This window comes from Aeromicrobium sp. (assembly GCF_036675695.1).
In the GTDB taxonomy this organism is placed as follows: Bacteria; Actinomycetota; Actinomycetes; order Propionibacteriales; family Nocardioidaceae; genus Aeromicrobium.
The window spans coordinates 1-21,606 of sequence record NZ_JAKFEL010000253.1; the positions used below are offsets into that span (position 1 = coordinate 1).

General features: G+C 64.9%; 28 protein-coding genes. 12 read left to right on the top strand and 16 right to left on the bottom strand.

The window, feature by feature from the left end; genetic code table 11:
- On the bottom strand, positions 1–204 hold a 204-nt coding region (gene fdxA, locus V6M39_RS16890; RefSeq protein WP_332644982.1), incomplete at its 3' end, for a ferredoxin.
- A 94-nt stretch (positions 205–298) separates the two neighbouring features.
- Between fdxA and V6M39_RS16895 the strand changes: the two genes are divergently transcribed.
- Together V6M39_RS16895 and V6M39_RS16900 are read left to right on the top strand one after the other, a co-directional pair.
- On the top strand, positions 299–1,264 hold the full coding sequence (locus V6M39_RS16895; RefSeq protein WP_332644983.1) for a GNAT family N-acetyltransferase: 966 nt from the start codon (positions 299–301) through the stop codon (positions 1,262–1,264).
- A 42-nt stretch (positions 1,265–1,306) separates the two neighbouring features.
- The gene (locus tag V6M39_RS16900; protein ID WP_332644984.1) at positions 1,307–2,146 is read left to right on the top strand and encodes a dioxygenase family protein; all 840 of its coding nucleotides are present in this window, start codon (positions 1,307–1,309) and stop codon (positions 2,144–2,146) included.
- Here V6M39_RS16900 and V6M39_RS16905 read toward each other — a convergent pair.
- The 3 genes from V6M39_RS16905 to mshB are packed head-to-tail and all read right to left on the bottom strand — an operon-like array spanning position 2,143 to position 5,551.
- Positions 2,143–4,284 carry a VanW family protein gene (locus V6M39_RS16905; protein ID WP_332644985.1) on the bottom strand — a complete coding sequence of 714 codons (2,142 nt, stop codon included), beginning with the start codon at positions 4,282–4,284 and terminating at the stop codon, positions 2,143–2,145. The two genes, V6M39_RS16900 and V6M39_RS16905, sit on opposite strands and share 4 nt — an antisense overlap.
- 22 nt (positions 4,285–4,306) lie before the next feature.
- Complete coding sequence (locus V6M39_RS16910) at positions 4,307–4,642, bottom strand: hypothetical protein (RefSeq protein WP_332644986.1); 336 nt, start codon at positions 4,640–4,642, stop codon at positions 4,307–4,309.
- 3 nt (positions 4,643–4,645) lie between these two features.
- On the bottom strand, positions 4,646–5,551 hold the full coding sequence (gene mshB / locus V6M39_RS16915) for an N-acetyl-1-D-myo-inositol-2-amino-2-deoxy-alpha-D-glucopyranoside deacetylase (RefSeq protein ID WP_332644987.1): 906 nt from the start codon (positions 5,549–5,551) through the stop codon (positions 4,646–4,648).
- Between the two features lie 40 nt (positions 5,552–5,591).
- Here mshB and V6M39_RS16920 point away from each other — a divergent pair, with 40 nt between their 5' ends.
- The gene (locus tag V6M39_RS16920; protein WP_332644988.1) at positions 5,592–7,673 is read left to right on the top strand and encodes a S9 family peptidase; all 2,082 of its coding nucleotides are present in this window, start codon (positions 5,592–5,594) and stop codon (positions 7,671–7,673) included.
- On the opposite strand, the gene V6M39_RS16925 is transcribed toward V6M39_RS16920, so the two are convergent.
- Positions 7,670–7,936 carry a hypothetical protein gene (locus V6M39_RS16925; protein WP_332644989.1) on the bottom strand — a complete coding sequence of 89 codons (267 nt, stop codon included), beginning with the start codon at positions 7,934–7,936 and terminating at the stop codon, positions 7,670–7,672. The two genes, V6M39_RS16920 and V6M39_RS16925, sit on opposite strands and share 4 nt — an antisense overlap.
- A 31-nt stretch (positions 7,937–7,967) precedes the next feature.
- On the opposite strand from V6M39_RS16925, the gene V6M39_RS16930 reads away from it, so the two are divergent.
- Entirely contained in the window at positions 7,968–9,191 is a 1,224-nt protein-coding gene (locus tag V6M39_RS16930) for a D-arabinono-1,4-lactone oxidase (protein ID WP_332644990.1), read from the top strand.
- On the opposite strand, the gene V6M39_RS16935 is transcribed toward V6M39_RS16930, so the two are convergent.
- Genes V6M39_RS16935 through V6M39_RS16945 form a run of 3 tightly spaced genes read right to left on the bottom strand, consistent with a single transcriptional unit; the run spans position 9,169 to position 11,244 of the window.
- Positions 9,169–10,035 carry a bile acid:sodium symporter family protein gene (locus V6M39_RS16935; RefSeq protein ID WP_332644991.1) on the bottom strand — a complete coding sequence of 289 codons (867 nt, stop codon included), beginning with the start codon at positions 10,033–10,035 and terminating at the stop codon, positions 9,169–9,171. The genes V6M39_RS16930 and V6M39_RS16935 overlap by 23 nt on opposite strands.
- A 25-nt stretch (positions 10,036–10,060) precedes the next feature.
- Positions 10,061–10,486, bottom strand: coding sequence for a cupin domain-containing protein (locus tag V6M39_RS16940; protein WP_332644992.1), 426 nt, complete (start codon positions 10,484–10,486; stop codon positions 10,061–10,063).
- Complete coding sequence (locus tag V6M39_RS16945; RefSeq protein ID WP_332644993.1) at positions 10,483–11,244, bottom strand: phosphotransferase; 762 nt, start codon at positions 11,242–11,244, stop codon at positions 10,483–10,485. Before V6M39_RS16945 ends, V6M39_RS16940 begins: the two co-directional genes overlap by 4 nt.
- Before the next feature lie 9 nt (positions 11,245–11,253).
- On the opposite strand from V6M39_RS16945, the gene V6M39_RS16950 reads away from it, so the two are divergent.
- A complete protein-coding gene (locus V6M39_RS16950) occupies positions 11,254–12,474 on the top strand; it encodes a YibE/F family protein (RefSeq protein ID WP_332644994.1) in 1,221 nt (406 codons plus the stop codon).
- Between the two features lie 15 nt (positions 12,475–12,489).
- The gene (locus V6M39_RS16955; protein ID WP_332644995.1) at positions 12,490–12,633 is read left to right on the top strand and encodes a hypothetical protein; all 144 of its coding nucleotides are present in this window, start codon (positions 12,490–12,492) and stop codon (positions 12,631–12,633) included.
- On the opposite strand, the gene V6M39_RS16960 is transcribed toward V6M39_RS16955, so the two are convergent.
- Positions 12,630–13,130 (bottom strand): OsmC family protein, encoded by a 501-nt coding sequence (locus V6M39_RS16960; RefSeq protein ID WP_332644996.1) that lies wholly within the window; start codon positions 13,128–13,130, stop codon positions 12,630–12,632. The genes V6M39_RS16955 and V6M39_RS16960 overlap by 4 nt on opposite strands.
- Before the next feature lie 152 nt (positions 13,131–13,282).
- Between V6M39_RS16960 and V6M39_RS16965 the strand changes: the two genes are divergently transcribed.
- Together V6M39_RS16965 and V6M39_RS16970 are read left to right on the top strand one after the other, a co-directional pair.
- Positions 13,283–13,615, top strand: a complete 333-nt coding sequence (locus V6M39_RS16965; protein ID WP_332644997.1) for a hypothetical protein — start codon at positions 13,283–13,285, stop codon at positions 13,613–13,615.
- 72 nt (positions 13,616–13,687) lie between these two features.
- Positions 13,688–14,182 carry a nitroreductase/quinone reductase family protein gene (locus tag V6M39_RS16970; protein WP_332644998.1) on the top strand — a complete coding sequence of 165 codons (495 nt, stop codon included), beginning with the start codon at positions 13,688–13,690 and terminating at the stop codon, positions 14,180–14,182.
- On the opposite strand, the gene rnhA is transcribed toward V6M39_RS16970, so the two are convergent.
- Together rnhA and V6M39_RS16980 are read right to left on the bottom strand one after the other, a co-directional pair.
- Complete coding sequence (gene rnhA / locus V6M39_RS16975; protein WP_332644999.1) at positions 14,179–14,628, bottom strand: ribonuclease HI; 450 nt, start codon at positions 14,626–14,628, stop codon at positions 14,179–14,181. The genes V6M39_RS16970 and rnhA overlap by 4 nt on opposite strands.
- A 20-nt stretch (positions 14,629–14,648) precedes the next feature.
- Entirely contained in the window at positions 14,649–14,951 is a 303-nt protein-coding gene (locus V6M39_RS16980; RefSeq protein ID WP_332645000.1) for a hypothetical protein, read from the bottom strand.
- 167 nt (positions 14,952–15,118) lie between these two features.
- Here V6M39_RS16980 and V6M39_RS16985 point away from each other — a divergent pair, with 167 nt between their 5' ends.
- Positions 15,119–15,460: an HNH endonuclease gene (locus tag V6M39_RS16985; protein ID WP_332645001.1), complete on the top strand. Its 342-nt coding sequence runs from the start codon at positions 15,119–15,121 to the stop codon at positions 15,458–15,460.
- Here the strand turns inward: V6M39_RS16985 and V6M39_RS16990 are convergent.
- The 3 genes from V6M39_RS16990 to surE all read right to left on the bottom strand — a co-directional run bounded on the left by V6M39_RS16990 (position 15,457) and on the right by surE (position 18,278).
- The gene (locus V6M39_RS16990; protein WP_332645002.1) at positions 15,457–16,509 is read right to left on the bottom strand and encodes an NAD(P)H-dependent amine dehydrogenase family protein; all 1,053 of its coding nucleotides are present in this window, start codon (positions 16,507–16,509) and stop codon (positions 15,457–15,459) included. The genes V6M39_RS16985 and V6M39_RS16990 overlap by 4 nt on opposite strands.
- 36 nt (positions 16,510–16,545) lie before the next feature.
- Positions 16,546–17,127 carry a hypothetical protein gene (locus V6M39_RS16995; protein WP_332645003.1) on the bottom strand — a complete coding sequence of 194 codons (582 nt, stop codon included), beginning with the start codon at positions 17,125–17,127 and terminating at the stop codon, positions 16,546–16,548.
- Positions 17,128–17,246: 119 nt separating this feature from the next.
- A complete protein-coding gene (surE, locus tag V6M39_RS17000; protein WP_332645004.1) occupies positions 17,247–18,278 on the bottom strand; it encodes a 5'/3'-nucleotidase SurE in 1,032 nt (343 codons plus the stop codon).
- A gap of 100 nt (positions 18,279–18,378) precedes the next feature.
- Between surE and V6M39_RS17005 the strand changes: the two genes are divergently transcribed.
- A complete protein-coding gene (locus V6M39_RS17005; protein ID WP_332645005.1) occupies positions 18,379–19,245 on the top strand; it encodes a LysR family transcriptional regulator in 867 nt (288 codons plus the stop codon).
- Here the strand turns inward: V6M39_RS17005 and V6M39_RS17010 are convergent.
- Both V6M39_RS17010 and V6M39_RS17015 read right to left on the bottom strand, forming a co-directional pair.
- Entirely contained in the window at positions 19,242–19,517 is a 276-nt protein-coding gene (locus V6M39_RS17010; protein WP_332645006.1) for a hypothetical protein, read from the bottom strand. The genes V6M39_RS17005 and V6M39_RS17010 overlap by 4 nt on opposite strands.
- A 96-nt stretch (positions 19,518–19,613) precedes the next feature.
- Positions 19,614–20,084: a winged helix-turn-helix transcriptional regulator gene (locus V6M39_RS17015; RefSeq protein ID WP_332645007.1), complete on the bottom strand. Its 471-nt coding sequence runs from the start codon at positions 20,082–20,084 to the stop codon at positions 19,614–19,616.
- Between the two features lie 112 nt (positions 20,085–20,196).
- On the opposite strand from V6M39_RS17015, the gene V6M39_RS17020 reads away from it, so the two are divergent.
- Together V6M39_RS17020 and V6M39_RS17025 are read left to right on the top strand one after the other, a co-directional pair.
- Positions 20,197–21,012, top strand: a complete 816-nt coding sequence (locus V6M39_RS17020) for an oxidoreductase (RefSeq protein ID WP_332645008.1) — start codon at positions 20,197–20,199, stop codon at positions 21,010–21,012.
- Between the two features lie 43 nt (positions 21,013–21,055).
- Entirely contained in the window at positions 21,056–21,568 is a 513-nt protein-coding gene (locus V6M39_RS17025) for a nuclear transport factor 2 family protein (protein ID WP_332645009.1), read from the top strand.
- The last annotated feature ends 38 nt before the right edge of the window (positions 21,569–21,606 follow it).

The window sequence follows — 21,606 nt, forward strand, 5'->3', positions numbered from 1 at the left end:
GTAGTCCTTCCACTCCGCCGGGGTGTCGTCCTCGTAGAAGATGGCCTCGACGGGGCACACCGGCTCACACGCACCGCAGTCGACGCATTCGTCGGGGTGGATGTAGAGCATGCGGTTGCCCTCGTAGATGCAGTCCACCGGACATTCGTCCACGCATGCGAGGTCCTTGAGGTCCACACATGGCTGGGCGATTACGTAGGTCACGAGGTGCTCTCCTTAGAAGGTTCCCGTTCATTATCCCGTGGCCGCCAAGATATCCGCGCAGCAGGTCCGTACGTGGACATGAAACGCTGAGGGCGTGACCCCAGACGCTCCGACAGTCGGCCAGCGCGTCGTCGTACGACACCTCGCTGGCGGCGTAGGACCGTCCGGCGGACCCGCTCTCAACGACGTCGTCGGACGGGTTCTCGAGGTCGATCAGGAGTCCGTGACGGTGCAACGGCGCGATGGCCGTACGTCGGTTGTCGCGCTGTCGGACATCGTCACGTGGAAGACGGTGCCGGACCGGCCTCTGCGACGGCGATCAGCCGCGGCGATCGATGCCGAGGAGCTGACGCGCATCACCTCACGCGGCTGGCCACCGATCGAGTCTGTGCACCTCGGCGAGTGGGAGCTCCGCGCCTCACGCCGGTTCACCGGCCGGGCCAACTCGGTCGCCGTGCATGGTTCGCCCGGGATCCCGTTCGCTGATGCCGTCGCTGAGGTCGAAGCGTTCTACGAAGAGCGTGACCAACCCGCGTTGGCCCAGGTCGTCATCGGATCGGTGCACGAGCAGTCATTCGCGTCGGCCGGTTGGGGACGAATGGAGGGCTATTTCGGGGGCGCGGTCGTGCAGGTCGCCGACCTCGACCTGGCCTACGCCGCCGATCCCGAAGCACGGGTGTCTGACACGGTCGACGATGAGTGGCTGAGTCACTACGGACGGGTCAATGATCCCGTCGCCGCTCGCGCCGTCCTCGAGGGTCCAGCCCAGGTTGGCTTCATCTCGATCGGTTCACCGACCGTCGCCATCGGCCGGGTCGCTGTCACCGGCGAGTGGGCGGGCGTCGCCTGCGTCGAGGTCGAGCCCGATGCGCGACGCCAGGGCCTGGCCACGCGCATCGTTGACACCGCGTTGGCATGGGCCGTCGAGCACGGCGCCGACAAGGCGTACCTGCAGACGATGCGTACGAACGAGGCGGCGTTGGCGCTATACAAGCCGTACGGATTCGTCGATCACCACGACTACGTCTACCTGCAGCCCTCCACAGCAACCTCACAGTGAGGGAACTGGCACCTCCCAGACTGCGTTCGTACGGTTATGGACATGAGCCACCACCACGCAGACACCCCCGAAGAGCACGACCTCGGCCTGAGTCACGACCTGCCGACCCTGCTCAACCGACGCCGGGCCCTTGGCCTGCTGAGCGGTGCCGGTCTTGCAGCGGCGCTCGCCGCCTGTGCTGGGAGCGACTCACCAACGAGCACCCCAACGACATCGTCAACTTCCTCGACACCGACGAGCTCCTCGGGCACGGTCTCGGCTGAGGTTCCCGAGGAGACGGGCGGCCCGTTCCCGGCCGACGGAACCAACGGCGTCAACGTGCTGACCGAGAGCGGGATCGTGCGCAGCGACATCAGCACGAGCTTCGGCTCGTCGAGCACTGCCGCCGAAGGTGTGCCGATGAACATCGAGATGACCATCTTCGACATGTCCGGGAGCAGCGTGACCCCGTACGCCGGCGCCGCCGTCTATGCGTGGCATTGCGACCGTGAGGGCCGCTACTCCATGTACGACTCCGAGATCGCCGACGAGAACTACCTGCGAGGTGTGCAGGCTGCCGACGACAGCGGCAAGATCGTGTTCAAGAGCATCTTCCCCGCGGCCTACCAGGGACGCTGGCCGCACATCCACTTCGAGGTCTACCCGAGTCTCGCAAAGGCCACCTCAGCCAGCGGCAAGCTGCGTACGTCACAGATCGCCATCCCCGATGACGTGTGCAAAACGGTCTACGCGACCAGCGGCTACGAGCAGAGTGCGTCGACCCACGCGCAGACGTCACTCGACAGCGACATGGTCTTCAGCGACGGCTACTCGCTGCAGATGGCGACCGCGACCGGCTCGGTCGACGAGGGCTATTCGATCGCGTTGAACGTCGCGGTCTAGTTCGTAGGCGGCTTCTTGCCGCAGATGACCGTGTCGGCCGCCTGGTAGCGGGCCGTGTCCGTCTCGGACTTGACCTTCTTGCCGCCCTTGTAGAACGTCCGATAGATGTCGATGTCGAATCCCTGGATCGGATCCTGCGGGACACATCGATCGGTGTCGTCGTACTGCTTGCCGGGAGCCCGGAAGTTGCGCCGAGCCGACTGACCGGCCTTCACGTCGTAGATCTTGGTGCTCCACAGCTGGACATGCATCTCGCCCTGCGAGCCCGGGGTGCTCTTGTTGACCCAGGCGCGGATCAGCACCCCGTACTTGGTGGAGTTCTTCCAGCGCAGGTCGAGGCTGCCGTAATAGACCGTCGCCTCGCGCCCCACGGGATAGCGATTGATGTAGAAGGCGTGCGGGTGGTGCTCGACGTCGTCCATGCCGCCGAAGAAGCCTGCGTTGTACATCGTCGTCGCGACCTGGGAAACACCTCCGCCGAGCTCTTCGCGGAAGACTCCGCCGTTGATCACGAACCCGGAGACGAACCCGTTCGCGACAGTCCGCTCACCGACGGTCTTGTTGAAGCTGAACGTCTCGCCCGGCTTGATGATCGTGCCGTTCAGCAAAGCGGCCGCACGGCCCTGGTTGATGTTTCGGTATTCGGCGTACGGGAAGCGCGTCGTGAAGCTGCCGATTCGTTCCTTGATCTTGAGCGCCTTGGCGTCCTTGGTCGTGAACAGCGGGTCGACGACCTTGGCTTTGATCGAGACTTTGCGCTCGTCGCCGGTCTTGTCGAGGACGGGCAGGAGCTTCTCGGCCATCTCCTGGGGCTGCAGGCCGACGCCTTCCTTGCCCGGAATCACGACTGGTTTGCCGTTCTCGATGCGAACCGTCGCATCGACAGCCTTCTTGCCGATACCTGTCACCGAGTTGGTCAGAGGCTTGGCCAGCTTCTTGGGGTCGATGTACGGCTTCAGCACGTTGTCCTCGATGTGCACGACGAGGGCAGGCGTATAGGCGCTGACCGGAAGGGAGACCTTCTTGCTGCCGACCGCAAGGGTGACGGGCCCGGCAACAGCCGGTTCGGCGATGGTCTCCATCGCGTCCGCCAGACCTTCGGCGTCCACGGCTGGTTCGACGACGACGGTCGGGACCTTCACGGGCTTGTCCGTCACGAGGTACGCGCCCTTGATCGCTTCGGCTGCGTCATCGCGGGCGACGACAAGTCCCGCCTTCGGCGAGCGGGGCGTGGGCTTGCCCTTGGGGAACGTGATCTGTGCTTCGACGACCTCGACATTGACCGACTCACCAATCGTGCCGATCACGCTCTGCAGCTTTGCGTCGTCGACATCGAGTGCCGGATCCGTCTCGTGATCACCGAAGAACAGTCCGACCACGTCGGACGGGTCCCAGCTGCGATTGCCGCCGGCTTCCTCGATCGAGCGGTCGAGGTTGAAGGCAAGTCCGGCATCAGCGGGCTTGATGCGGAACTCCTTCTTGTCGTGGCTGAGCACGATCTCGTTGGCGATGCGAGGCGTCAATTCCTGATCGACTGCGGCTCGGGCGGCTGACGGCGACTTGCCGCTGACGTCAACGCCTCCGATCGTCGCGTTGGCAGGCATACGGGAGCCAGTCAGGAAGTAGCCAGCCACGTACAGCGCAGCGACCAGACCCAGGACCCCAAGCAGAACCCGGCGACCGGTGTGGGATCCGCCGTCGTCATCGCCCTGTCCAACCTCGTGGACAGAGGCGGCTGCCGCGATCTCTACCCCGTCAGCATCGGGATCGAACGCACTTGCAGGTACGACATCGTCGTCTTCTGGCTCAAGGCCTTCCTCGGACTCGAGCTCTTCCGAATCGTCGTCCTCAGAGTCTTCGCCGGCTTCATCCTCGAGATCATCTTCAGGATCGGATTCGTTCGACTCTTCGACCTCAAGGTCTTCAGGAGATTCCTCGACGACGTCGACGGGCTCATCCGGCTCGACATCGGACTCGACCTCGACGTCGGCCTCGACCTCGGGTTCGGCGATGTCCTCTGCCTCCGAGTCCAGGGCGGCATCGATGTCGGCATCAACCTCGTCAGCCTCGACGACGGCGTTGTCGACGTTCTCGTCCTCGGGCTCAGTCGCGTCGGGCTCGTCCGGGCGGTCTGTCATTCGTCCCCCTTCAGAACCGTCGTCATCGCTCGTACCTTGGAGTGCGCAGCGCGCCCCACACTATGAGGGCGAGTGATCCAGCCGCAAACGTCAGGCCGACCCAATCGGTCGCCACCAAGTAGCTTCCGCCCGGCGAGAGCTGCAGCGCGGTGAGCATCGACGCCCACCCCAGACCCAGCCAGGCGCCTCCGACCCGCATCAACTCACTCGCCGCCAGTACGACTGCAGCCGTGACGACCAGCGCAAGGATCAGCCCCCACGGAACCTCTGTTCCAGCGATGGTTGAGGAGTGCCGATGCACGATGGCGGCGATGGCACACAGGTAGGCCCCGACCAGTACGAGGGCAGCGCGTTTCATGACTTAGAGTCCGGCAAAGAGGTCTTCCTCGAGCCCGTCTGCGCCGACTGGTCCGAGCGTGCCCTTGGCGAGGCGATAGAACTCCTTGCCCCACACCTGGTTGCCAAGATTGTTGGACAGCGCAAAGAACGGTCCGTCCAAGGCGATCTGGGTCGGGTGCGCCTTCATCGCCTCCATCTTGGCTTCGACAAACTCGGTTGCGTCCACGACCGCGTCAAGCTCTTCGTCAGTCGCACCGAAGGGCAAGTTGTCAGGGTCCCAGTCGGCGAATGACGTCTCGTCACCTGCCGCGCGTACCTGTTTGATGCCGTCGCTCATCTGCGACCTGGACATCGCAACCCAGTAGGCCTTTGGCACATCCCAAGCCTCGCCGAGCTCCGGCTTGTACGAACGTACGGCCGACAGCTCCATCGCGTAGGTCGCGACCCGGTGTGCCTGGACGTGATCGGGGTGGCCGTAGCCGCCGAACTGGTCGTACGTCACGAGGACCTGCGGCTTGAGCTCTCGGATGATCTCGACGAGGAGGTCCGAGGCCTCGAGCAGGTCGGCATGCCAGAACGCGCCGTCCGGAGTCTCCTCGGCAGCGGTGGCCGAGCCGTCCTCAGCCCAGGACATGCCCGAGTCGTGGAAGCGGCCGAATCCGCCGAGGAAGCGGTGATCCGTCACCCCGACGGCCTTCATGGCATCGGCCAGCTCGCCTTGGCGGTGCTCGCCGAGTCCACCGTTCTTGTCGAACGCCAGGTGCTCGAGATCGGGGACAAGCACCTCGCCCATCTCGCCGGCGGTACAGGTGACCAACGTGACCTGGACGCCCTCCGAGACGTACTTCGCCATCGTGGCACCGTTGTTGATGACCTCGTCATCGGGATGCGCGTGCACGAACAGGATGCGGCGGTCACTCAGAGGCATGCCCCAAGGCTACTGACCACCCCCGTGATTGGATCGGGGGATGACAACGTCGTACCCCCGCTTGGCTGCGCGCACGCAGCGTTTCACCCTTGGCATCCCGCGCAACCTGACCATCTCGCCCGATGGTGCGACGGTCCGGTTCATCCGCACACCAGATGGCGTGACCGCTCTGGGCCAGCTGTGGGAGTACGACGTCGCGAGCTCCACCGAAGCGCTCCTGGTCGACCCCATTGCCCTGCTCGGCGAGGACGGCGAGGAGCTGTCACCCGAGGAGCGGTCTCGGCGCGAACGCAGCCGGGAAGGTTCTGGCGGTCTGGTCGGCTACGACGTCGACAAGACAGGTCGCTGGGCTTGCTTCACTCTTTCGGGACAGCTGTGGGCCGTGCATCTCGGCGCCAAGGCTGTCCACTCGCTGCCGAGCGTCGGTGCCGTGATCGATCCTCGTCTCGACCCGACGGGCCGACTCATCGCATACGCGTCGGGCGGCGCCCTGAGAGTCATCGGCGTCAATGGCCAGGACGAACGTGCGCTGGTCACGCCGGAGTCGGACACCGAGGTCTGGGGCCAGGCCGAGTTCATCGCCGCTGAGGAGATGGATCGCTTCCGCGGCTTCTGGTGGGCCCCCGACGGACAGTCCTTGCTCGTCGAGCGCTTCGATGACGCCAACGTGCAGACCTGGCACATCGCCGACCCTGAGCACCCCGAACGTGAGCCTGTTGCTCGCCGATACCCCGCCGCCGGAACCCCCAACTCCGATGTCACGCTCTGGCACGTCGACCTCGAGGGCAACCGCACGCAGGTCGAGTGGGACCGCGCCGCGTACGAGTACCTCGGGCGGGTCAGCTGGACGGCCGACGGTGATCCGGTCATCCAGGTGCTCAGCCGCGACCAGAAGTCGTCCCAGATCTTGTCGGTCGACGTGGCCACGGGTCGCACGAGCGTGCTGCGTGAGCTGGCCGATCCGGCCTGGGTCGAGCTCTCGGCAGCGCCACGATTCGCTCCCGACGGCGCCCTCGTCAGCGTCGAGGACCTCGACGGCTGGCGACGCGTTCTCGTCGACGGCTCTCCCATCACGCCCGATGGGTGGCAAGTACGCGGCATCGTCGAGGTGTTCGAGGACTGCGTCGTGGCGTCGGCTTCGCAAGAGTCTGTCGAAGTTCACGTCGTACGGTTCGGCTTCGACGGAGCCGTCACCCCGATCACCGAAGGTGCCGCTGTCCACGGCGCGGTGATCGGCGGGCCGACGACCGTCATCACCCGCGCTGCGCTTGAGGCCGTCGGCACGACCGTCATGGTGCATCGCGAAGGCGCCGAACCCGCTCCGATCACGGTCGTCAGCGAGACTCCCCCGCACCATCCCGAGGTGCGCCTGCTGCTGGCAGGCAAGCACGAGCTGCGTACGGCGGTGCTGTTCCCCCGCGACCACAAAGCCGGGTCACACAAGCTGCCGGTGCTGATGGACCCGTACGGCGGCCCGCACGCTCAGCGCGTAGTCGCTTCAGCGCGCGCCTTCCTCGAGGCGCAGTGGCTCGCTGATCAGGGCTTCTGCGTCGTCGTCGCGGACGGCCGCGGAACGCCCGGTCGCGGTCACGACTTTGAACGAGCTGTGCAGGACGACTTCGCCGGGGTGACTCTCGACGACCAAGTCGATGCGCTCGCTGCTGTCGCCGAGGCCTACCCGGACGATGTCGACACCTCGCGCGTCGGGATCACCGGTTGGTCGTATGGCGGCTATCTCTCTGCACTTGCCGTGCTCCGCCGTCCCGACGTGTTCCACGCCGCTGTCGCTGGCGCGCCCGTGACCGAGTGGCGCCTCTACGACACGTGCTACACCGAGCGCTACCTCGGCGACCCCAACACGCAGCCCGACGTCTACGACCGCAACTCGCTGATCCCATTGGCACCCGCGCTCGAGCGTCCACTGATGATCATTCACGGGCTCGCGGATGACAACGTCGTTGCGGCACACACGCTGCAGCTGTCGTCGGCGCTGTTGGCGGCCGGTCGACCGCACACCGTGCTGCCACTCTCGGGTGTCACCCACATGACACCGCAGGAAGTCGTCGCCGAGAACCTCAAGCTCCTGCAGGTCGACTTCCTGAAGACCGCACTGGACGTCTAGCCTTTCCGGCGCTTGGGCTCCCCGGGGAGTTCGCTGGGCTCGTCGGGCAGTTGCTCGTCGCCCGGCATCCAGCCGCCGTAGACGTCAACCATCTCGACCACGCGGTCATCGAACGGTTCGACGAGCAGCACCCACGCGCGGTCATCCCAGTCCTCCTCGCCGGCGAATGCCTCACGAGTCAGCGTCGTCGTATAGCCCTCCGCCTGCAACGCACCGATCAGCTCGACGGCATCTTCGTCGGTGTCGAAGTAGATCGCGCTCATGAATGGATCGTATGACGTGGACACTGGTGACATGACTCGGAACTGGGCAGGGAACATCGCGTACGAAGCCGTCATGCTGCTCACGCCGAGCTCTGTGGAGGAGCTGCAGGAGATCGTCGCCACGACTCCCCGCATCCGACCGCTCGGCAGCCGGCACTCGTTCAACCGAATCGCAGACACCGACGCGGTCCAGGTCTCCGTCGAGAAGCTGCCCGACAGATTCCGTATCGACGGCTCGACCGTCACCGTCGGGGCCGGGGTGCGGTACGGAGAGATGGTTGGACGGCTGAACGATGCCGGGTGGGCATTGCACAACCTCGCTTCGCTCCCCCACATCTCGATCGCCGGCGCCGTCGCCACCGGCACGCACGGGTCAGGTGACGGCAACGGAAGTCTTGCCACCGCGGTCTCCGGACTGCAGATGGTGACCGCCGGCGGAGAGCTGATCGAAGTCAAACGCGGCGATCCCGACTTCGACGGGATGGTCGTATCGCTCGGCCTTCTCGGCGTGGTCACGCAAGTGACGCTCGACATCGAGCAGACGTACGAGGTGAGCCAGCACGTCTTCGAGAACCTCTCGTGGCCTGCAATCCACGAACACTTCGACGAGATCACCTCGAGCGCCTACAGCGTCAGCATGTTCACCGACTGGGGTGACGGAGCGAGCACCGCATGGCTGAAGTCGCGCGGCGACGTGCGAGCCGACCTGTTCGACGCGACTCCCGCAGCTGCCAACGTGCATCCCCTGCCTGGACTCTCGGGCGAGTTCACGACACAACAGCTCGGACAGCCCGGACCGTGGTGGGACCGGCTCCCGCACTTCCGGCTCGAGTTCACGCCGAGCAACGGCGAGGAGCTGCAGACCGAGTACCTGGTGCCACGCACTCACGCGCTCGACGCGATCGATGCCGTACGCGCTCTGGCCGCGCAGGTGCAGCCGCTGCTGCTGGTCTCGGAGATCCGTACGATCGCCGCCGACGACCTGTGGCTCAGCCCGAGCCATGATGTCGACTGCGTCGCGCTGCACTTCACCTGGCGTCAGGACATACCCGGAGTGACGGCTTTCCTACCAACGCTCGACGACGCGCTGGCGCCGTTCGCTGCCCGACCGCACTGGGGCAAGCTCTTCGAGACGACCCCGGAACGGCTCCGCGCCGCGTACCCGAAGCTCGATCAGTTCCGCGCGCTCGTTGAAAGGTCAGATCCAGCCGGCATGTTCGCCAACGACCTGACTAGGCAGTGGCTCGGGAGCTGACCTTGCGCGACACGAACGATCCCCAGACGGCCGCAAACGCGAACATGATGATCGAGTAGACAGCTGCCGGGATCGAGATCTCCGTGCTGTCGAGCACTTCGACAGCGATGAAGATGGCGAGCGTGCCGTTGTGCACGCCGATCTCCATCGACGAGGCGATCGCCCGCTTCTCGATGATGCCGAACGCCTTGGGCACGTAGTAGCCCACCACCAGGCTGATGGCGCAGAAGAGTGCGGTCGCAATGCCAGCGTCGGCGAGGTAGTCGCCGAGGTTGTCCTTCTGGTCAAGCAGGATGCCGATGACGAGTACCGCGAGGATCACTGCCGAGCCGATGCGTACGGGCTTCTCCATGCGCTCCGCAAACTCCGGCTTGCGGGAACGTACGAGCATGCCAAGCACCACCGGCGCGAGCACGATGACGAACACCTCGACAACCTTGCTGAATGGCAGATTGACGTCGTCCTCTCGGTCGAAGTAGGTGATCGCAAGGTTGGTCACGATTGGAAGGGTGAAGATCGCAATGATCGAGTTGACCGCGGTCAGCGTCACGTTGAGCGCGACATCGCCGCGGAACAGGTGGCTGAACAGGTTGGCCGTGGTGCCACCCGGAGAGGCAGCGAGCAGCATCATGCCGATGCCGAGCAGCGGGGGCAGGTCCAGGAGCAACACGAGTCCGAAGCAGATCGCCGGAAGCAGGATCAGCTGGCACGCCAGCGCAACGATGACCGCCTTCGGGTGCTGGCGTACCCGCCGGAAGTCATCAACGGTCAGCGACAGGCCGAGTCCGAACATGATGATGCCGAGGGCAATCGGCAGGCCAATTGTGGTGAGCGCGGAGTCCATTCGGTCACACTAGGCGCGAACCGGGTCATTCTGGGGCAAGCTCGAAGTCCTCGAAGTCGAAGCCCGGCGACACCAGGCAGCTGACCAGAGCGTCATGTTCGGCAGGGCGGGTGCGCTGCCACGCACCGGCTGGCACCAGCAGCTGTGGCAGCTCACCGGCGTCGAGGTCAAGACCCACCACGTACGCCTCGCCTCGCCCCGGCTCGGCGTCAAAGCCACCCAGCTCGATCACGACGGCTCCCTCGTGCGCGAGCCAGATCTCGTCGGACGAGACTCGGTGCCAAGCGGAGGACTCGCCGGCCGGAAGCAGGAAATAGATCAGCGTCGCGGTGGGGCGCACCCGGCCGTCCGGCAAGGTGACCTCGACAGGAGAGACCCAGGTCTGGCGATACCAACCACCTTCGGGGTGTGGCTCGAGGTCGAGCTCTTCAGCGAGCGGCGGTCGCGTCACAGCGCAGCCTCGATCTCGGGAATGCGTTCGCGGAATGCCGCAACGCGGTCACGCGTACGTTGCGGCTCGCCGACCTGCGCGAGGTTCAGGAAGCCTTCGTCGCCGCGTGCCTGCCCCGCCTCGATGCGGTCGGCCGCAGTCGACATACGCCGTACGACGGCGTCGAGCACGGTCATTGGCCCCCACTCGCCGTATGCGTCGACGAGAAGATCTAGCCGGCGGGCGACATCGTCGATCGGGATCTCGCGGTAGAGCGGGATGGCGGTCCATGCCAGGAACGCAAGATCGTCGATCGGCTGTCCCGGCCCGGCCATGTCCCAGTCGATCATCGCGACGAAGTGCCCGCTCTGGATGATCCAGTTGTAAGCACCCGGGTCGTGGTGGCAGATGATCTCGTCAGCACCGAGCTCCACCTCACCCGCAGAACGCCAGATGCGGGCGCCAGCTGGACGGAAGCCGTCTACGAGATCGTGAAAGTCGCGCAGCCAGGTGACCGCTTCGACGAGAACACTGTCAAGGACTACCTCCTGGTCGACCGGCACACCCCGACCCTGGACGTACTCGAGGATCTCGCGACCGTCGTCGTCGAGACCCTGGAGCTCGGGAATGCCGCGCAGACCGTTGTCGTAGAGGTACGTCAGGAGCTCGTGGACGGCAGGAGTCCATGGCCCGGTCGGCCGACGAACGGTGCGCCCAACGCGCGTCGCACCGCCGACCGCACCGGGGAGGTGCTCTGGTTCCTCGGAGTCTCGTGGCACGCTTTCATCGTGGCACATTCGCACTCGCACTCCTCAGCCCCTGACTACGGTCCACCTCGACGAGGACTTGCAGCTGTGCTGACCATCGTCGTCCTGGCCATCGCCGCCGGCGCCGTCGCGGCCATGGTGGTGCTGTGGCCGGATTCCGACGACGTCCCGAAGGGCGCCAACCCGTACAGCGGTGAGGGCGTGAGCACGTTGACCGCAACCGTCACCAGTGTCGAGCCGTTCGACTGCAACAGCGGTGGCGAAGGTCCCGACAACACCCGTGAAGTCCTGGGCTCGTGCGCCCAGGTCGGCGTCGACGTCAAGGGCGAGGATGATGCGACCTTCGTCCTCGACGCGACGCGCTACACGGCAGGTATCGAGGACGGCGACAAGGTCAAGCTCCTTCGCTTCGCGCTCGAGGGCCAGCCGACGTCATACGAGTTCATCGACTTCCAGCGCGGCTTTCCGTTGACGGCTCTGGCCGTGATCTTCGCCGTGCTCGTCATCGCGATCGCTCGATGGCGGGGTCTCTTCGCACTGGTCGGCATCGCCGTCACGCTGTTCGCGCTGACGAAGTTCATGCTTCCGGCATTCCTCGCCGGCGAGTCACCCATTGTCGTCGCGGTGGTCGGGTCCACGGCGATCATGATCGCTGTCCTCTATCTTGCACACGGGGTCTCGATCCGTACGACGTCCGCCTTGTTCGGCACTCTGTTCGGCATCGCCATGACGGCCGGTATGGGTGTGCTCGCGACCGGATGGACACACCTCACCGGCGTCGGCTCGGAGGATGACCAGATGCTCATCGCCACGGCCCCTGACCTGAACCTGTCAGGCATCGTCGCCGCCGCCATGGTGATCGCCGGGCTCGGTGTCCTCAACGACGTGACCGTCACGCAGGCGAGTGCAGTGTGGGAGCTGCGGGCACTCCAGCCCATGGCTCGCGGAGCGTCGATCTTCGCTTCGGCCATGCGGATCGGCCGCGACCACATCGCCTCGAGCGTCTACACACTCGTGTTCGCGTACGCAGGATCGGCGATGACCGTCCTTTTGCTGATCACGGCATACCAGCGCGGACTCGCCGAGATGGCGACGACGGAGCAGCTCGGCCAGGAGATCGTACGAACGCTCGTCGGTGCGATCGGGCTGGTTCTGGCCGTTCCCGTGACGACGGTGATCGCCGTATGGCTGGCTCCGAAGGCCGAGGTTGAGCCCGAACCGGTAGGGGTACACCCGGGATGAAGAAGGGAGATCGCCATGACGATCGATCCGCTGAGCAACCCTCCCGGCCCCGCTGTTGGCAACCCGCCGGAGGAACCTCCCAACATCCCCGAACCGGTTGATCCAGACCTGCCGGATCCTGACGTTGACCCGGAGCTCGTCGACCAGGACGGCGACTAGCTCGTGACAGTTGTCGCAGTGATGCGCGGCGGCGTGGTGATGGTCTGCAGGACGACGCAGTAACGCTCGGTCAGGCGCTGCAGGGTTTCGAGCTCTTCCTCCGTGGCGTCGGAGTCGAGGTCGAAGGTCAGCCGGATGTCGGTGAATCCAACGCTGACCTCCTTGTCAACGGCGAGGGTGCCGCGGAAGTCCAGATCGCCCTCTGCCGTGACCGATCCCCCACGCACATTGATGTCGAGCGAGGTTGCCACGGCCCGGAGGGTGACACCCGCACAGGCAGCCAACGCCTCCAGCAGCAGGTCGCCGGAGCAGAGCTGGGTGCCATCGCCTCCCGTCGCCGGATGCAGACCTGCTTTGGCCATGGCTCGCCCAGTGCTGAGCGAACAGGACACACCTTCGCCCAGCTGGCCGCTCGCGGAGAGCGTGACCTTGGCGGCGTCCGGCTCATCGCGGTAGCGGGCTTTGAGTGGTGCCTGGATCTCACTGAGTGTGGCCATGGCTCAGGCTAGTCCCGCTTGTTACGCGACGTTTGCCGATCTGGCACACAATGTTCACCGACGGTGTGAGGCGTACAACTGCGCAGGTCAGGGCGGCAAACGTATATTTGTGGTGTCCCGCAACATATTGCCTGGCACCCAAAGGAGTCACGATGCCCAGCGCCCACAGGCCAGTCCGGTCATCGATCTACCGTGTCACGAACGAACCGCGACAGCAGAGGATCCTGCGCGCGATTGAACGCGTCGGCGATCCGGCGATCACGGCGGAAGGCCGGACCACTGACGGCGAGTTCTTCATCGTCGCCAACAGCGGATCCGCGACTGCCGACATGCATGTCCGAAGGATCGTGATCTCGCTCGACCTGAGTGCCACGCGCGTCTCAACCTCCGAGCGCCTGTACGACGAAAGCCCTCCCTCATCGGCCTACATGGGCAGCCTGGGATTCACCCGCGTCGCCCTGAGCAGCATCCGCCGAATCTTCTAGAGCACGACCAGCGTCGCGTGGGCAGTATGTTGTTCACCGGCTCGACCTTCGAGCGCGACGGAAGGAACGTACATGGGCCGCTTCTCATTGCCCGACGAAAAGCCGCCAGGGCTCGACAAGCCGGGGACCGTGACGTTCATCAAGGCCATGTCGAAGGTCAACACGGCAGTGTTCAAGCTGACCAACGGCCGTCTCGGCGCCAAGTGGCGTGTCGGCGAGGGCTTCAAGAAGCCGCCGCCGATCCTGTTGCTCGAGCACATCGGTCGCAAGTCCGGCAAGACGTTTACCGCGCCGCTCGTCTACCAGGTTGACGGCCCGAACCTCATCGTCGTCGCCTCACAGGGCGGGCTGCCCAAGAACCCGCAGTGGTACGACAACCTGATCGCCAATCCCGACACCGTCGTGCACCTGCGCAAGGACAAGAACCGCAAGGTTCGGGCGCGCGTCACTGAGGGCGAGGAACGCGCGGCGCTCTGGGACACGATGGTCGATCTCTACTCGGACTTCCAGAAGTACGACAAGTGGACGGATCGCGAAATCCCCATCGTCGTCCTCGAACCCCGCTAGCGCGACATCGCTTCGAGCATTCCCTTGGTGGCGAGCTCGTCGGCGAGCTCGTTGTCGGGGATCCCGACGTGACCCTTGACCCAGAACCACTCGACCTCGTGTTGTGCGCATGCTGCCTGCAGCCGCTGCCACAGGTCCACGTTCTTGACCGGCTGCTTGGCTGAGGTCTTCCAGCCGTTCCTCTCCCACGCAAGCACCCACTTGGTGATGCCATTACGTACGTAGGTGCTGTCGGTGTGCAGGTGAACAGTCACGCGACGTGTCAGCGCTTCAAGCGCCATGATCGTCGCCATCAGCTCCATGCGGTTGTTGGTCGTCTCGCCGGACTCACCGCCGAAGAGCTCGCGGGCGTGCTCGCCCTGCCTCATCACCGCGCCCCATCCGCCTGGACCGGGGTTCGGGGTGCACCCACCATCGGTGTGGATGATCACGACGTCTTGGCTCACGGCGACATCATGCCGCGACTCTACGGATCGAGCAAAGCCCGGGCGGCGCTGTACTCCTCTGGTTTGATCTCGCCTCGCGCGAGTCGAAGGTCAAGCACGTCTCGGGCCGAGCCTGGGCTGGCACTTCGATTGGCGCCGACTGAGTTCGACCCGACACCACGGATGACCCACACTGTCGCGGCCACTGCGAACACGAGCAGGATCAGCATGAAGATCACCATGATCCACCCTCCGTCGTCCATCATGTTGTCGCCCCGATAGCCGTCCATCATGCGGCCCGGATACCAGTTGTCGCCCGGATACACGTCGTTGTTGAAGAACATGTTTGTCGCCTTCTTTCTTCTCTCCAGCGTGAACGCGCAGGACCGGGGGCCTCAGAGAAGAAGGTCACCGCCCCAGGGGACCTTTGACACACTCCCCGCCGTTGTTGGTGGTCTCGTCGGCGGCGAGTGGGGCCTCAACGCGGCGCGGCGCGCCGTACGATCGTGATGTGCCCACACGCAGCCGCGCGGCAACGTACGCACGCCGCCGCAAACGTCGGATGGCGAAAGTCGACCACGACCTGACCGATGACCAGTGGGCAAGCCTCCAGCTGGCCTGGAGTGGATGTGCCTACTGCGGCGCCGACACAGTTCCGCTTCAGAAGGACTGCATGCTTCCCATCTCACGCGGCGGTCGCTACACAGCGACCAACGTCGTGCCGGCCTGCGGTTCGTGCAATGCCAGCAAGTGCAACATCGAGGTCACTACGTGGATGCGCCGCAAGAAGCTCGACGAGCGCGGCTTCCTCGTACGCCAGGCCGAGATCCTCAGTCTCGTTCTGGCCACCTAGTAGCTGCGCCCTGTAATCACAGGCAAATCCTTGAGGGTCACGACGCCCGGATCAGCGGCGACGACGTACGGGATCGCGTTGGTCGCCGGCATCGCGGTGTAGATCATGCCCGGGCCCATGTAGCCCGCTTCGTCCCAGTCGGCAGGCGGCAGACAGTTGATGACGGTACGGAAGTTCGGGCGACCGAAGACCTGGATGACGTGGCCGTGGGCGATCTTCTTGGGCGGAGTGACGACACCCATGATCCAGTTGAAGCCGACGGAGACGACGTTCTTGTCGCCCACCCACGCGCGGTGGAAGCCGTACACGCCTGCGATGGTTCCCTTCGGAATCTTCATGAAGCCGAGGTCAGCGTCCTCATCGGCCGGCGTGAAGACGACGTCGAACGAGAGTCGGTCGACGGTGAGCCCCATCGCTTCGGTCATCATCGCGGCGGACTCGGCGAAGACCTCGCTCTCCTCACGTACGAAGTCCTCGAGACCGGGAGTCATGAGCTCGCGGCCGAAGCCCATATGACTCATGGTGTCACCCGACTCGTACGTCGAGCAGTCCACCGACTCAGTAATCCGGATCTCGTCGACCCGCTCGCACGCACCGGACAGGACCATGCCGACCATGTTCGTGATGCCTGGGTGGGCGCCGGAGCCGAAGATCGTTGACTTGCCAACCTCGCAAGCCTTCGCGATACGCGCCTGGTCAACGTCGGAGAGCTTGCCTCCGGTGATCCACGCTGCGGTGGCGACGACGTTGATTCCCGCCGCCAGCAGACGCTCGAGCTCGTCGATGTTCTGCCACAGCGGGTTGTAGCAACAAGCATCAGGAGCGAGGGCGATGAGCTCGTCGATGTCGTTGGTGGCATTGACGCCGGTCGGCTCGGGCCAGTTGCACAGCTCGGCAGCATCGCGACCGACCTTGTCCTCGCCATGCGCGTACACGCCGACCAGCTCAAGGTCGGGTCGAGCAAGGATCGCGTGGAGTGAACGGCTGCCGATGTTGCCCGTCGTCCACTGGATGACACGCAGCGGACGGTCGAAAGAAGGGGTCGTCATGCGGACCAGTAGATCAGTCCGGGCACGACGGGGCGGTCAAGGCTGCTGGTCGAGGTGCAGCCGCTTGCGCCAATCCACTCTGGCCAACAGCACGAGAGCGGCGATCATGATGACCTCGAGCGCTACTCCCCACGGAGACGTCAGCGACGACAACAGCACGCTGCCAGTGTCAGTCGAGCTGAGCGCACCGGCTCCTCCGACATACAGCGAATAGCTGACTGTTCGGCCCCCGAAGAATGCAGCGGTCAATGGAATCAGCCGAATCGTCATCAGTCCGGCCGCCTCGAACAGCTGGGCAGAAGGAACCGGAGAGAGTGCGAAGAGTGCCAACACCGCTGCTCCGCGCCCGCGGCGCCGCTCGAGCAGCTCGCCAGCGGCCACGAAGTTCTCACGGTGGCGACTCGGTAGAAAGCGAGCCAGACTACGTGTCGCCTGCGCGAGCAGGAGTCTGCCGCTGGCCGCCGAAAGCGCGCCGACGACCACCAATAGCGGAATGCGGTAGTCACCGTGCAGGTGGAACAGGACGAGCACGGCCCAGGTCGGAGGGCCGAATGCCGGCAACAAGTTAACGCCGAAAATGGCCCCAGCCACAATCACGTACGCCTCGAGCTCGCCCACGAATCCACCTCCTGATTCGAAGTGTGCCCGAGGCATGGTGCCGCATGGGTACGGAATCGATCAGTCAGGGCGATACCGGGGCGGGGTGCTCTGCGAATCGCACCCCGTCCCGGTTCTCGTCACTTCCCCATGAGTGCGAGCATCAGCAGGCCCGGGGCGGACTTCGACCAGTCGCCATCGAGCGCGGTGATCGGAATCTTGTTGGCCGCGAGCGCTGTCGTATCGGCGTTCTGCTTCGTCTCTGCCGCGGGTGTTCCCGCCGAGAGCTGGTACGTGCCACCCGTCTTGGGGACATCGCCGTTGAACGTCAGTCCGATGTCGTTCGACGAGCCGGCCACGGTGAACACCGGCTTGCCCAGTGTCTCGCCAGCGCCGATGAACGGGTGGTTGACGTTGAGCACCAGTCCGGGCTTCAGCATCTTGTACTTCACGGCCTTGGCGATCAGGTCGACCGCGAACGTGGCGGTCGCCGCGAACGGCACGTTGGGAATCTGTGCCAGGTCGCGCGGAACCTCGGCGCTGAAGGCGATCGCGGGAACTCCGTACTCGCGCGCCGTGACTGCCGCTCCGACGGTGCCGGAGTGGTTGAGCGTCGAGCCGACGTTTTGACCGAAGTTCGTGCCCGACAGCACCAGGTCAGGCCCATCGGACCAGTACGTCTTCGCGAACCGGCTCAGCGCGATGTTCACGGCGTCAGCAGGCGATGCCGACGGGACCGACGAGCTGCAGGGCCCGGCCGTCGTACAGACGCCGAACACAGCACCGGCGGTGGACGACGAGCTGCAGTCACCCGCGTACGCGGCGGGCACGTTGACTGCCTGCACGGTCAGCGGTACCGGGCTGAAGCCGGGCGTGGTCATACGAGCTCCGGCGCCACTCTGCTGAGACCAGGGTGCGACGACGAGTACGTCCGCACCCGCAGCGCACAGCGCCTTACGCAGCTCGTAGAGGCCCTTGCCGTCAGTACCGAAGCCGGCGTCGAGCCCGCGAGCACTGTCGTCGTTCGTCAGCAGGACCTTGAGTCCGGCAAGGCTGGGAGCGGGCGAAGCTGCCTGAGCGCCCCCGCCAAGTGTGAGGACGGTGGCTGCAATTGCAGCGCCGACGACGAGCACGCTGCTGCGTCGTCGGATGGATGTCGTGGTGACTTTCATGGTTCTCCTCTGAGCGGAGTGGTGATAGAACGTGAGGTAGATATTCCGTCCTAGGACGGAATACGTCTAAGACCCATTCGGCATGGATCGGAGGTGAGCAATGAACATCCAGCAACTCCGCTACGTCGTCGCGACGTCCGAGCGTGGAAGCATGACGGCCGCGGCCAAGAGCCTGTTCGTTGCTCAGCCGGCCCTGAGCCGCGCGATCAGACAGCTCGAGCGCGAGCTCGACCTGACCCTGTTTCGCCGCGCGGGCCGCGGCATCGTGCTCACCGCCTCAGGCGAGACCTTCACAGCTCGGGCACGCAAGATCCTCCGCGGACTTGACTCGATGCGCGGTATCGGCGAGCAGGGGGCGCGAGAGGCGCAGCTGGTGATCGCGGCATCACCGACGCTGCAGGTGTCGATGGCGCTGCCGATCCTGAGCGCCCTGCGTGAGCAAGGGATCGAGATACAAGCTCGGTTGATCGGTGCGGGCGGGACATCCGAGGTCCACGACCTGGTCCGTACCGGTCGCGCCGATCTCGGTCTCTGCGATCAGGCGATCACGACCGAGCTGGCGGTGGTGCCGATCGGCCAGGCCGAGGTACGCCTCGTCTCGCCGCCCGGCCTCGATCTCGCTGACCCGATTCCTGTCGCGGCCCTGGCCGATGTGCCGCTGGTGCTCCCGACTGTCGGCACCGATCGACGTACTGCCTTCGATGCGTTCTTCAGCGCCCTCGGCTTCGCACCGATCGTGGCAATCGAGAGCGACGAGCGCAGCGTATGGCTCGAGGCCGTGCTCCGCGGTCTGGGCTCTTGCATCTGGCACAGCGTCGACTCGTGGCGGATCCCGCCATCCGGCGTCGTGCTCCGCAGCTTTGACCCACCGATGTTTCAGGAGCTGTGTGCGGTCCATCGCGAAGAGCACGACCTACCGGCCAAGGTGCTACTCCTCGACATGCTCGAAGAGTTCGCCAAGCTCTAGCCGTGGCGGATGACACGATATATCGTCTCGGACTCCGGAGCCGGACGCGGCTCGTCATGCCAACCGATCTCCTGACCCTTGGCTGCGATGACGCCTTTCACAGCCAGGACATCGACGTCGTCGTCGAAGAAGGCGATTGACAAACCGTCACCCGTGTTTGGGTCGACCAAGTGGTAGGCATCGAGCACTCCCGGCACAGACTTCGCAGCATCGATGACCCACTGACGATCGTCGTCCGGCATCGGGCTCCATACGGCGACACGAGCAAACATGGCACACCCCTGTTCTTGAGGGCTTCATGGCTAGTAGATCATCGACCCCGCGCGTTTCAGGTCAACTTCAGCCACCTGGTCTCTGTCCCCCGGCCCTCAAACGCCTGCGGGTACGGCGTGGATGCTGTCGCGAGTGACCGACTGGCCGCAGGAGTGGCAGACCAGGTCGACCTGGAGCTGCTCGCCGCAGGAGTGTCGGCGACTGAGCGCGGGGGCGTCCACCGCCCACTTGTCGCCCCACTGGGAGAGAGCGAGCATGGCCGGAAACAGCTCCCGGCCGGCCTCGGTGAAGTGGTATTCGTGGCGTGGCGGATGCTCGCTGTACTGCCGGCGCTCGATGACGCCGGCAGCCTCCAGCTTGCGGAGTCGGTCAGCGAGGATGTCGCGGGACGCTCCGGTGTAGCCGGCGATGCGGGCGAAGCGGTGCACGCCGTAGTCGATCTCGCGCAGAGCCAGGAGCGACCATCGCTCACCAAGAACGTCCAGCGCGCCTGCGAGCGAGCAGGGACGGACCTCCAGCGGTTGATCGTCCAAGCGGATGCCTGGGCGCGGATCAGTAGTGGTCATTGCCTCACCATAGCGGAGTGAGTTGCCTTTTCCAACCCACTCGTTTAGTGTTGGGACTCGTCGGTAGGAAAACACAACCTACCCCTTCATCTCTTTGAATTCGGAGCTCATCATGACGACAACTCGCCCCATCGCACTCGTGACAGGTGCCTCGTCTGGCATCGGACAAGAAGCCGCGCTCGCACTCGTCCAAGCGGGCTACGAGGTGGTCGGCACCAGCCGCGACACCTCCGGAGTCTCTCCGTTGGACGGGGTGACGTTCCTCGACCTCGACGTCGCCAGCGACACCTCGGTCATTGCGGCAGTCCAGCAGGTGGTTGAGCGGTTCGGGCGGATCGACGTCCTCGTCAACAACGCCGGAATCGGCTCGATTGGCGCCGCCGAGGAGACCTCCATCGCGCAGGCACAGTCGGTCTTCGACATCAATGTCTTCGGAGTCATGCGCATGGTCAATCAGGTGCTGCCGCACATGCGCGCCCAGCGACGCGGACGCATCATCAACATCTCATCCGTACAGGGATTCCTTCCCGCGCCGTACATGGCTGTCTACGGTGCTTCCAAGCACGCGATCGAGGGCTACTCACAGTCCCTGGACCACGAGGTCCGGGAGTACGGCATCCGGTCCCTGCTCATCGAGCCCGCGTACACCAAGACCGGATTCGAGGCCAACAGCACGCAGTCTGACGCGCCACTGCAGGAGTACGCGCAACAGCGCCAAACCTTCGGCACGGTGATGACAAAGGCGATCAAGGACGGCGACGATCCCTCGGTGGTCGCGAAGGTGATCGTCAAGGCGGCGACTGACCCAAAGCCAAAGGTGCGCTACACCGCGGGACCGTTGGCAGGACGCGCCAGCATGTTGCGGCGCTACGCTCCTGCCTCCATTTTCGACCGCCAGATCCGCAAGCTCAACCAGCTCACCGGCTGACCCCCAATCCAGAACCCCACGCGCCATCACACCAGGAGAACCCATGCCAAGCACCTCACAGTCCACTGCCGCCACTGTTGCGCGTTGGCGCGCCGCCGCAGAAAACGCTGACGCCGACGCCGCCATCGCTTGCCTGAGTCCGGACGTCGTCCTCAGCTCGCCACTCACCGAGCAGTTCCGTCTCGAGGGACGTGAGGAGCTGGGTGACTTCCTGTCCCAGGCATTCACCGCGGTCGAGGACATCCACTTCCACACCGAGATCGGTCAGGGCGACGCGTACTCGCTGGCCTATCGGGCGCGGGTCAGGAACCAGCCGTTCGAAGAAGTTCAGCTGCTGCGGTTCGACGACGAAGCGCGCATCAGTGAGATCTCGCTCTATGGGCGTCCGATGCCGGCCCTCACCGCCTTGATGATCACCCTGGGGCCGAAACTCGCCCGCCGACAGGGTCGCCGCGGCCTCGCGGCACTCCTGCGCGTCTCCAGCGCACCCGTGCACAACATGGTCTCCTTCGGGGACCGGCGCATCGTCCCGATGACCCGGCCACGGAAACGCTGAAGACCTCGTGCGCGGGCGGGTGGGTGGGTGGGGAACCA

Excerpts from the sequence above, each read along its gene's own strand:
- V6M39_RS16900 (WP_332644984.1), top strand. The coding sequence starts at position 1,307 with ATGAGCCACCACCACGCAGACACCCCCGAAGAGCACGACCTCGGCCTG.
- V6M39_RS16905 (WP_332644985.1), bottom strand. The coding sequence starts at position 4,284 with ATGACAGACCGCCCGGACGAGCCCGACGCGACTGAGCCCGAGGACGAG.
- V6M39_RS16910 (WP_332644986.1), bottom strand. The coding sequence starts at position 4,642 with ATGAAACGCGCTGCCCTCGTACTGGTCGGGGCCTACCTGTGTGCCATC.
- mshB (WP_332644987.1), bottom strand. The coding sequence starts at position 5,551 with ATGCCTCTGAGTGACCGCCGCATCCTGTTCGTGCACGCGCATCCCGAT.
- V6M39_RS16920 (WP_332644988.1), top strand. The coding sequence starts at position 5,592 with ATGACAACGTCGTACCCCCGCTTGGCTGCGCGCACGCAGCGTTTCACC.
- V6M39_RS16925 (WP_332644989.1), bottom strand. The coding sequence starts at position 7,936 with ATGAGCGCGATCTACTTCGACACCGACGAAGATGCCGTCGAGCTGATC.
- V6M39_RS16930 (WP_332644990.1), top strand. The coding sequence starts at position 7,968 with ATGACTCGGAACTGGGCAGGGAACATCGCGTACGAAGCCGTCATGCTG.
- V6M39_RS16935 (WP_332644991.1), bottom strand. The coding sequence starts at position 10,035 with ATGGACTCCGCGCTCACCACAATTGGCCTGCCGATTGCCCTCGGCATC.
- V6M39_RS16955 (WP_332644995.1), top strand. The coding sequence starts at position 12,490 with ATGACGATCGATCCGCTGAGCAACCCTCCCGGCCCCGCTGTTGGCAAC.
- V6M39_RS16960 (WP_332644996.1), bottom strand. The coding sequence starts at position 13,130 with ATGGCCACACTCAGTGAGATCCAGGCACCACTCAAAGCCCGCTACCGC.
- V6M39_RS16965 (WP_332644997.1), top strand. The coding sequence starts at position 13,283 with ATGCCCAGCGCCCACAGGCCAGTCCGGTCATCGATCTACCGTGTCACG.
- V6M39_RS16970 (WP_332644998.1), top strand. The coding sequence starts at position 13,688 with ATGGGCCGCTTCTCATTGCCCGACGAAAAGCCGCCAGGGCTCGACAAG.
- V6M39_RS16980 (WP_332645000.1), bottom strand. The coding sequence starts at position 14,951 with ATGTTCTTCAACAACGACGTGTATCCGGGCGACAACTGGTATCCGGGC.
- V6M39_RS16990 (WP_332645002.1), bottom strand. The coding sequence starts at position 16,509 with ATGACGACCCCTTCTTTCGACCGTCCGCTGCGTGTCATCCAGTGGACG.
- surE (WP_332645004.1), bottom strand. The coding sequence starts at position 18,278 with ATGAAAGTCACCACGACATCCATCCGACGACGCAGCAGCGTGCTCGTC.
- V6M39_RS17005 (WP_332645005.1), top strand. The coding sequence starts at position 18,379 with ATGAACATCCAGCAACTCCGCTACGTCGTCGCGACGTCCGAGCGTGGA.
- V6M39_RS17010 (WP_332645006.1), bottom strand. The coding sequence starts at position 19,517 with ATGTTTGCTCGTGTCGCCGTATGGAGCCCGATGCCGGACGACGATCGT.
- V6M39_RS17015 (WP_332645007.1), bottom strand. The coding sequence starts at position 20,084 with ATGACCACTACTGATCCGCGCCCAGGCATCCGCTTGGACGATCAACCG.
- V6M39_RS17020 (WP_332645008.1), top strand. The coding sequence starts at position 20,197 with ATGACGACAACTCGCCCCATCGCACTCGTGACAGGTGCCTCGTCTGGC.
- V6M39_RS17025 (WP_332645009.1), top strand. The coding sequence starts at position 21,056 with ATGCCAAGCACCTCACAGTCCACTGCCGCCACTGTTGCGCGTTGGCGC.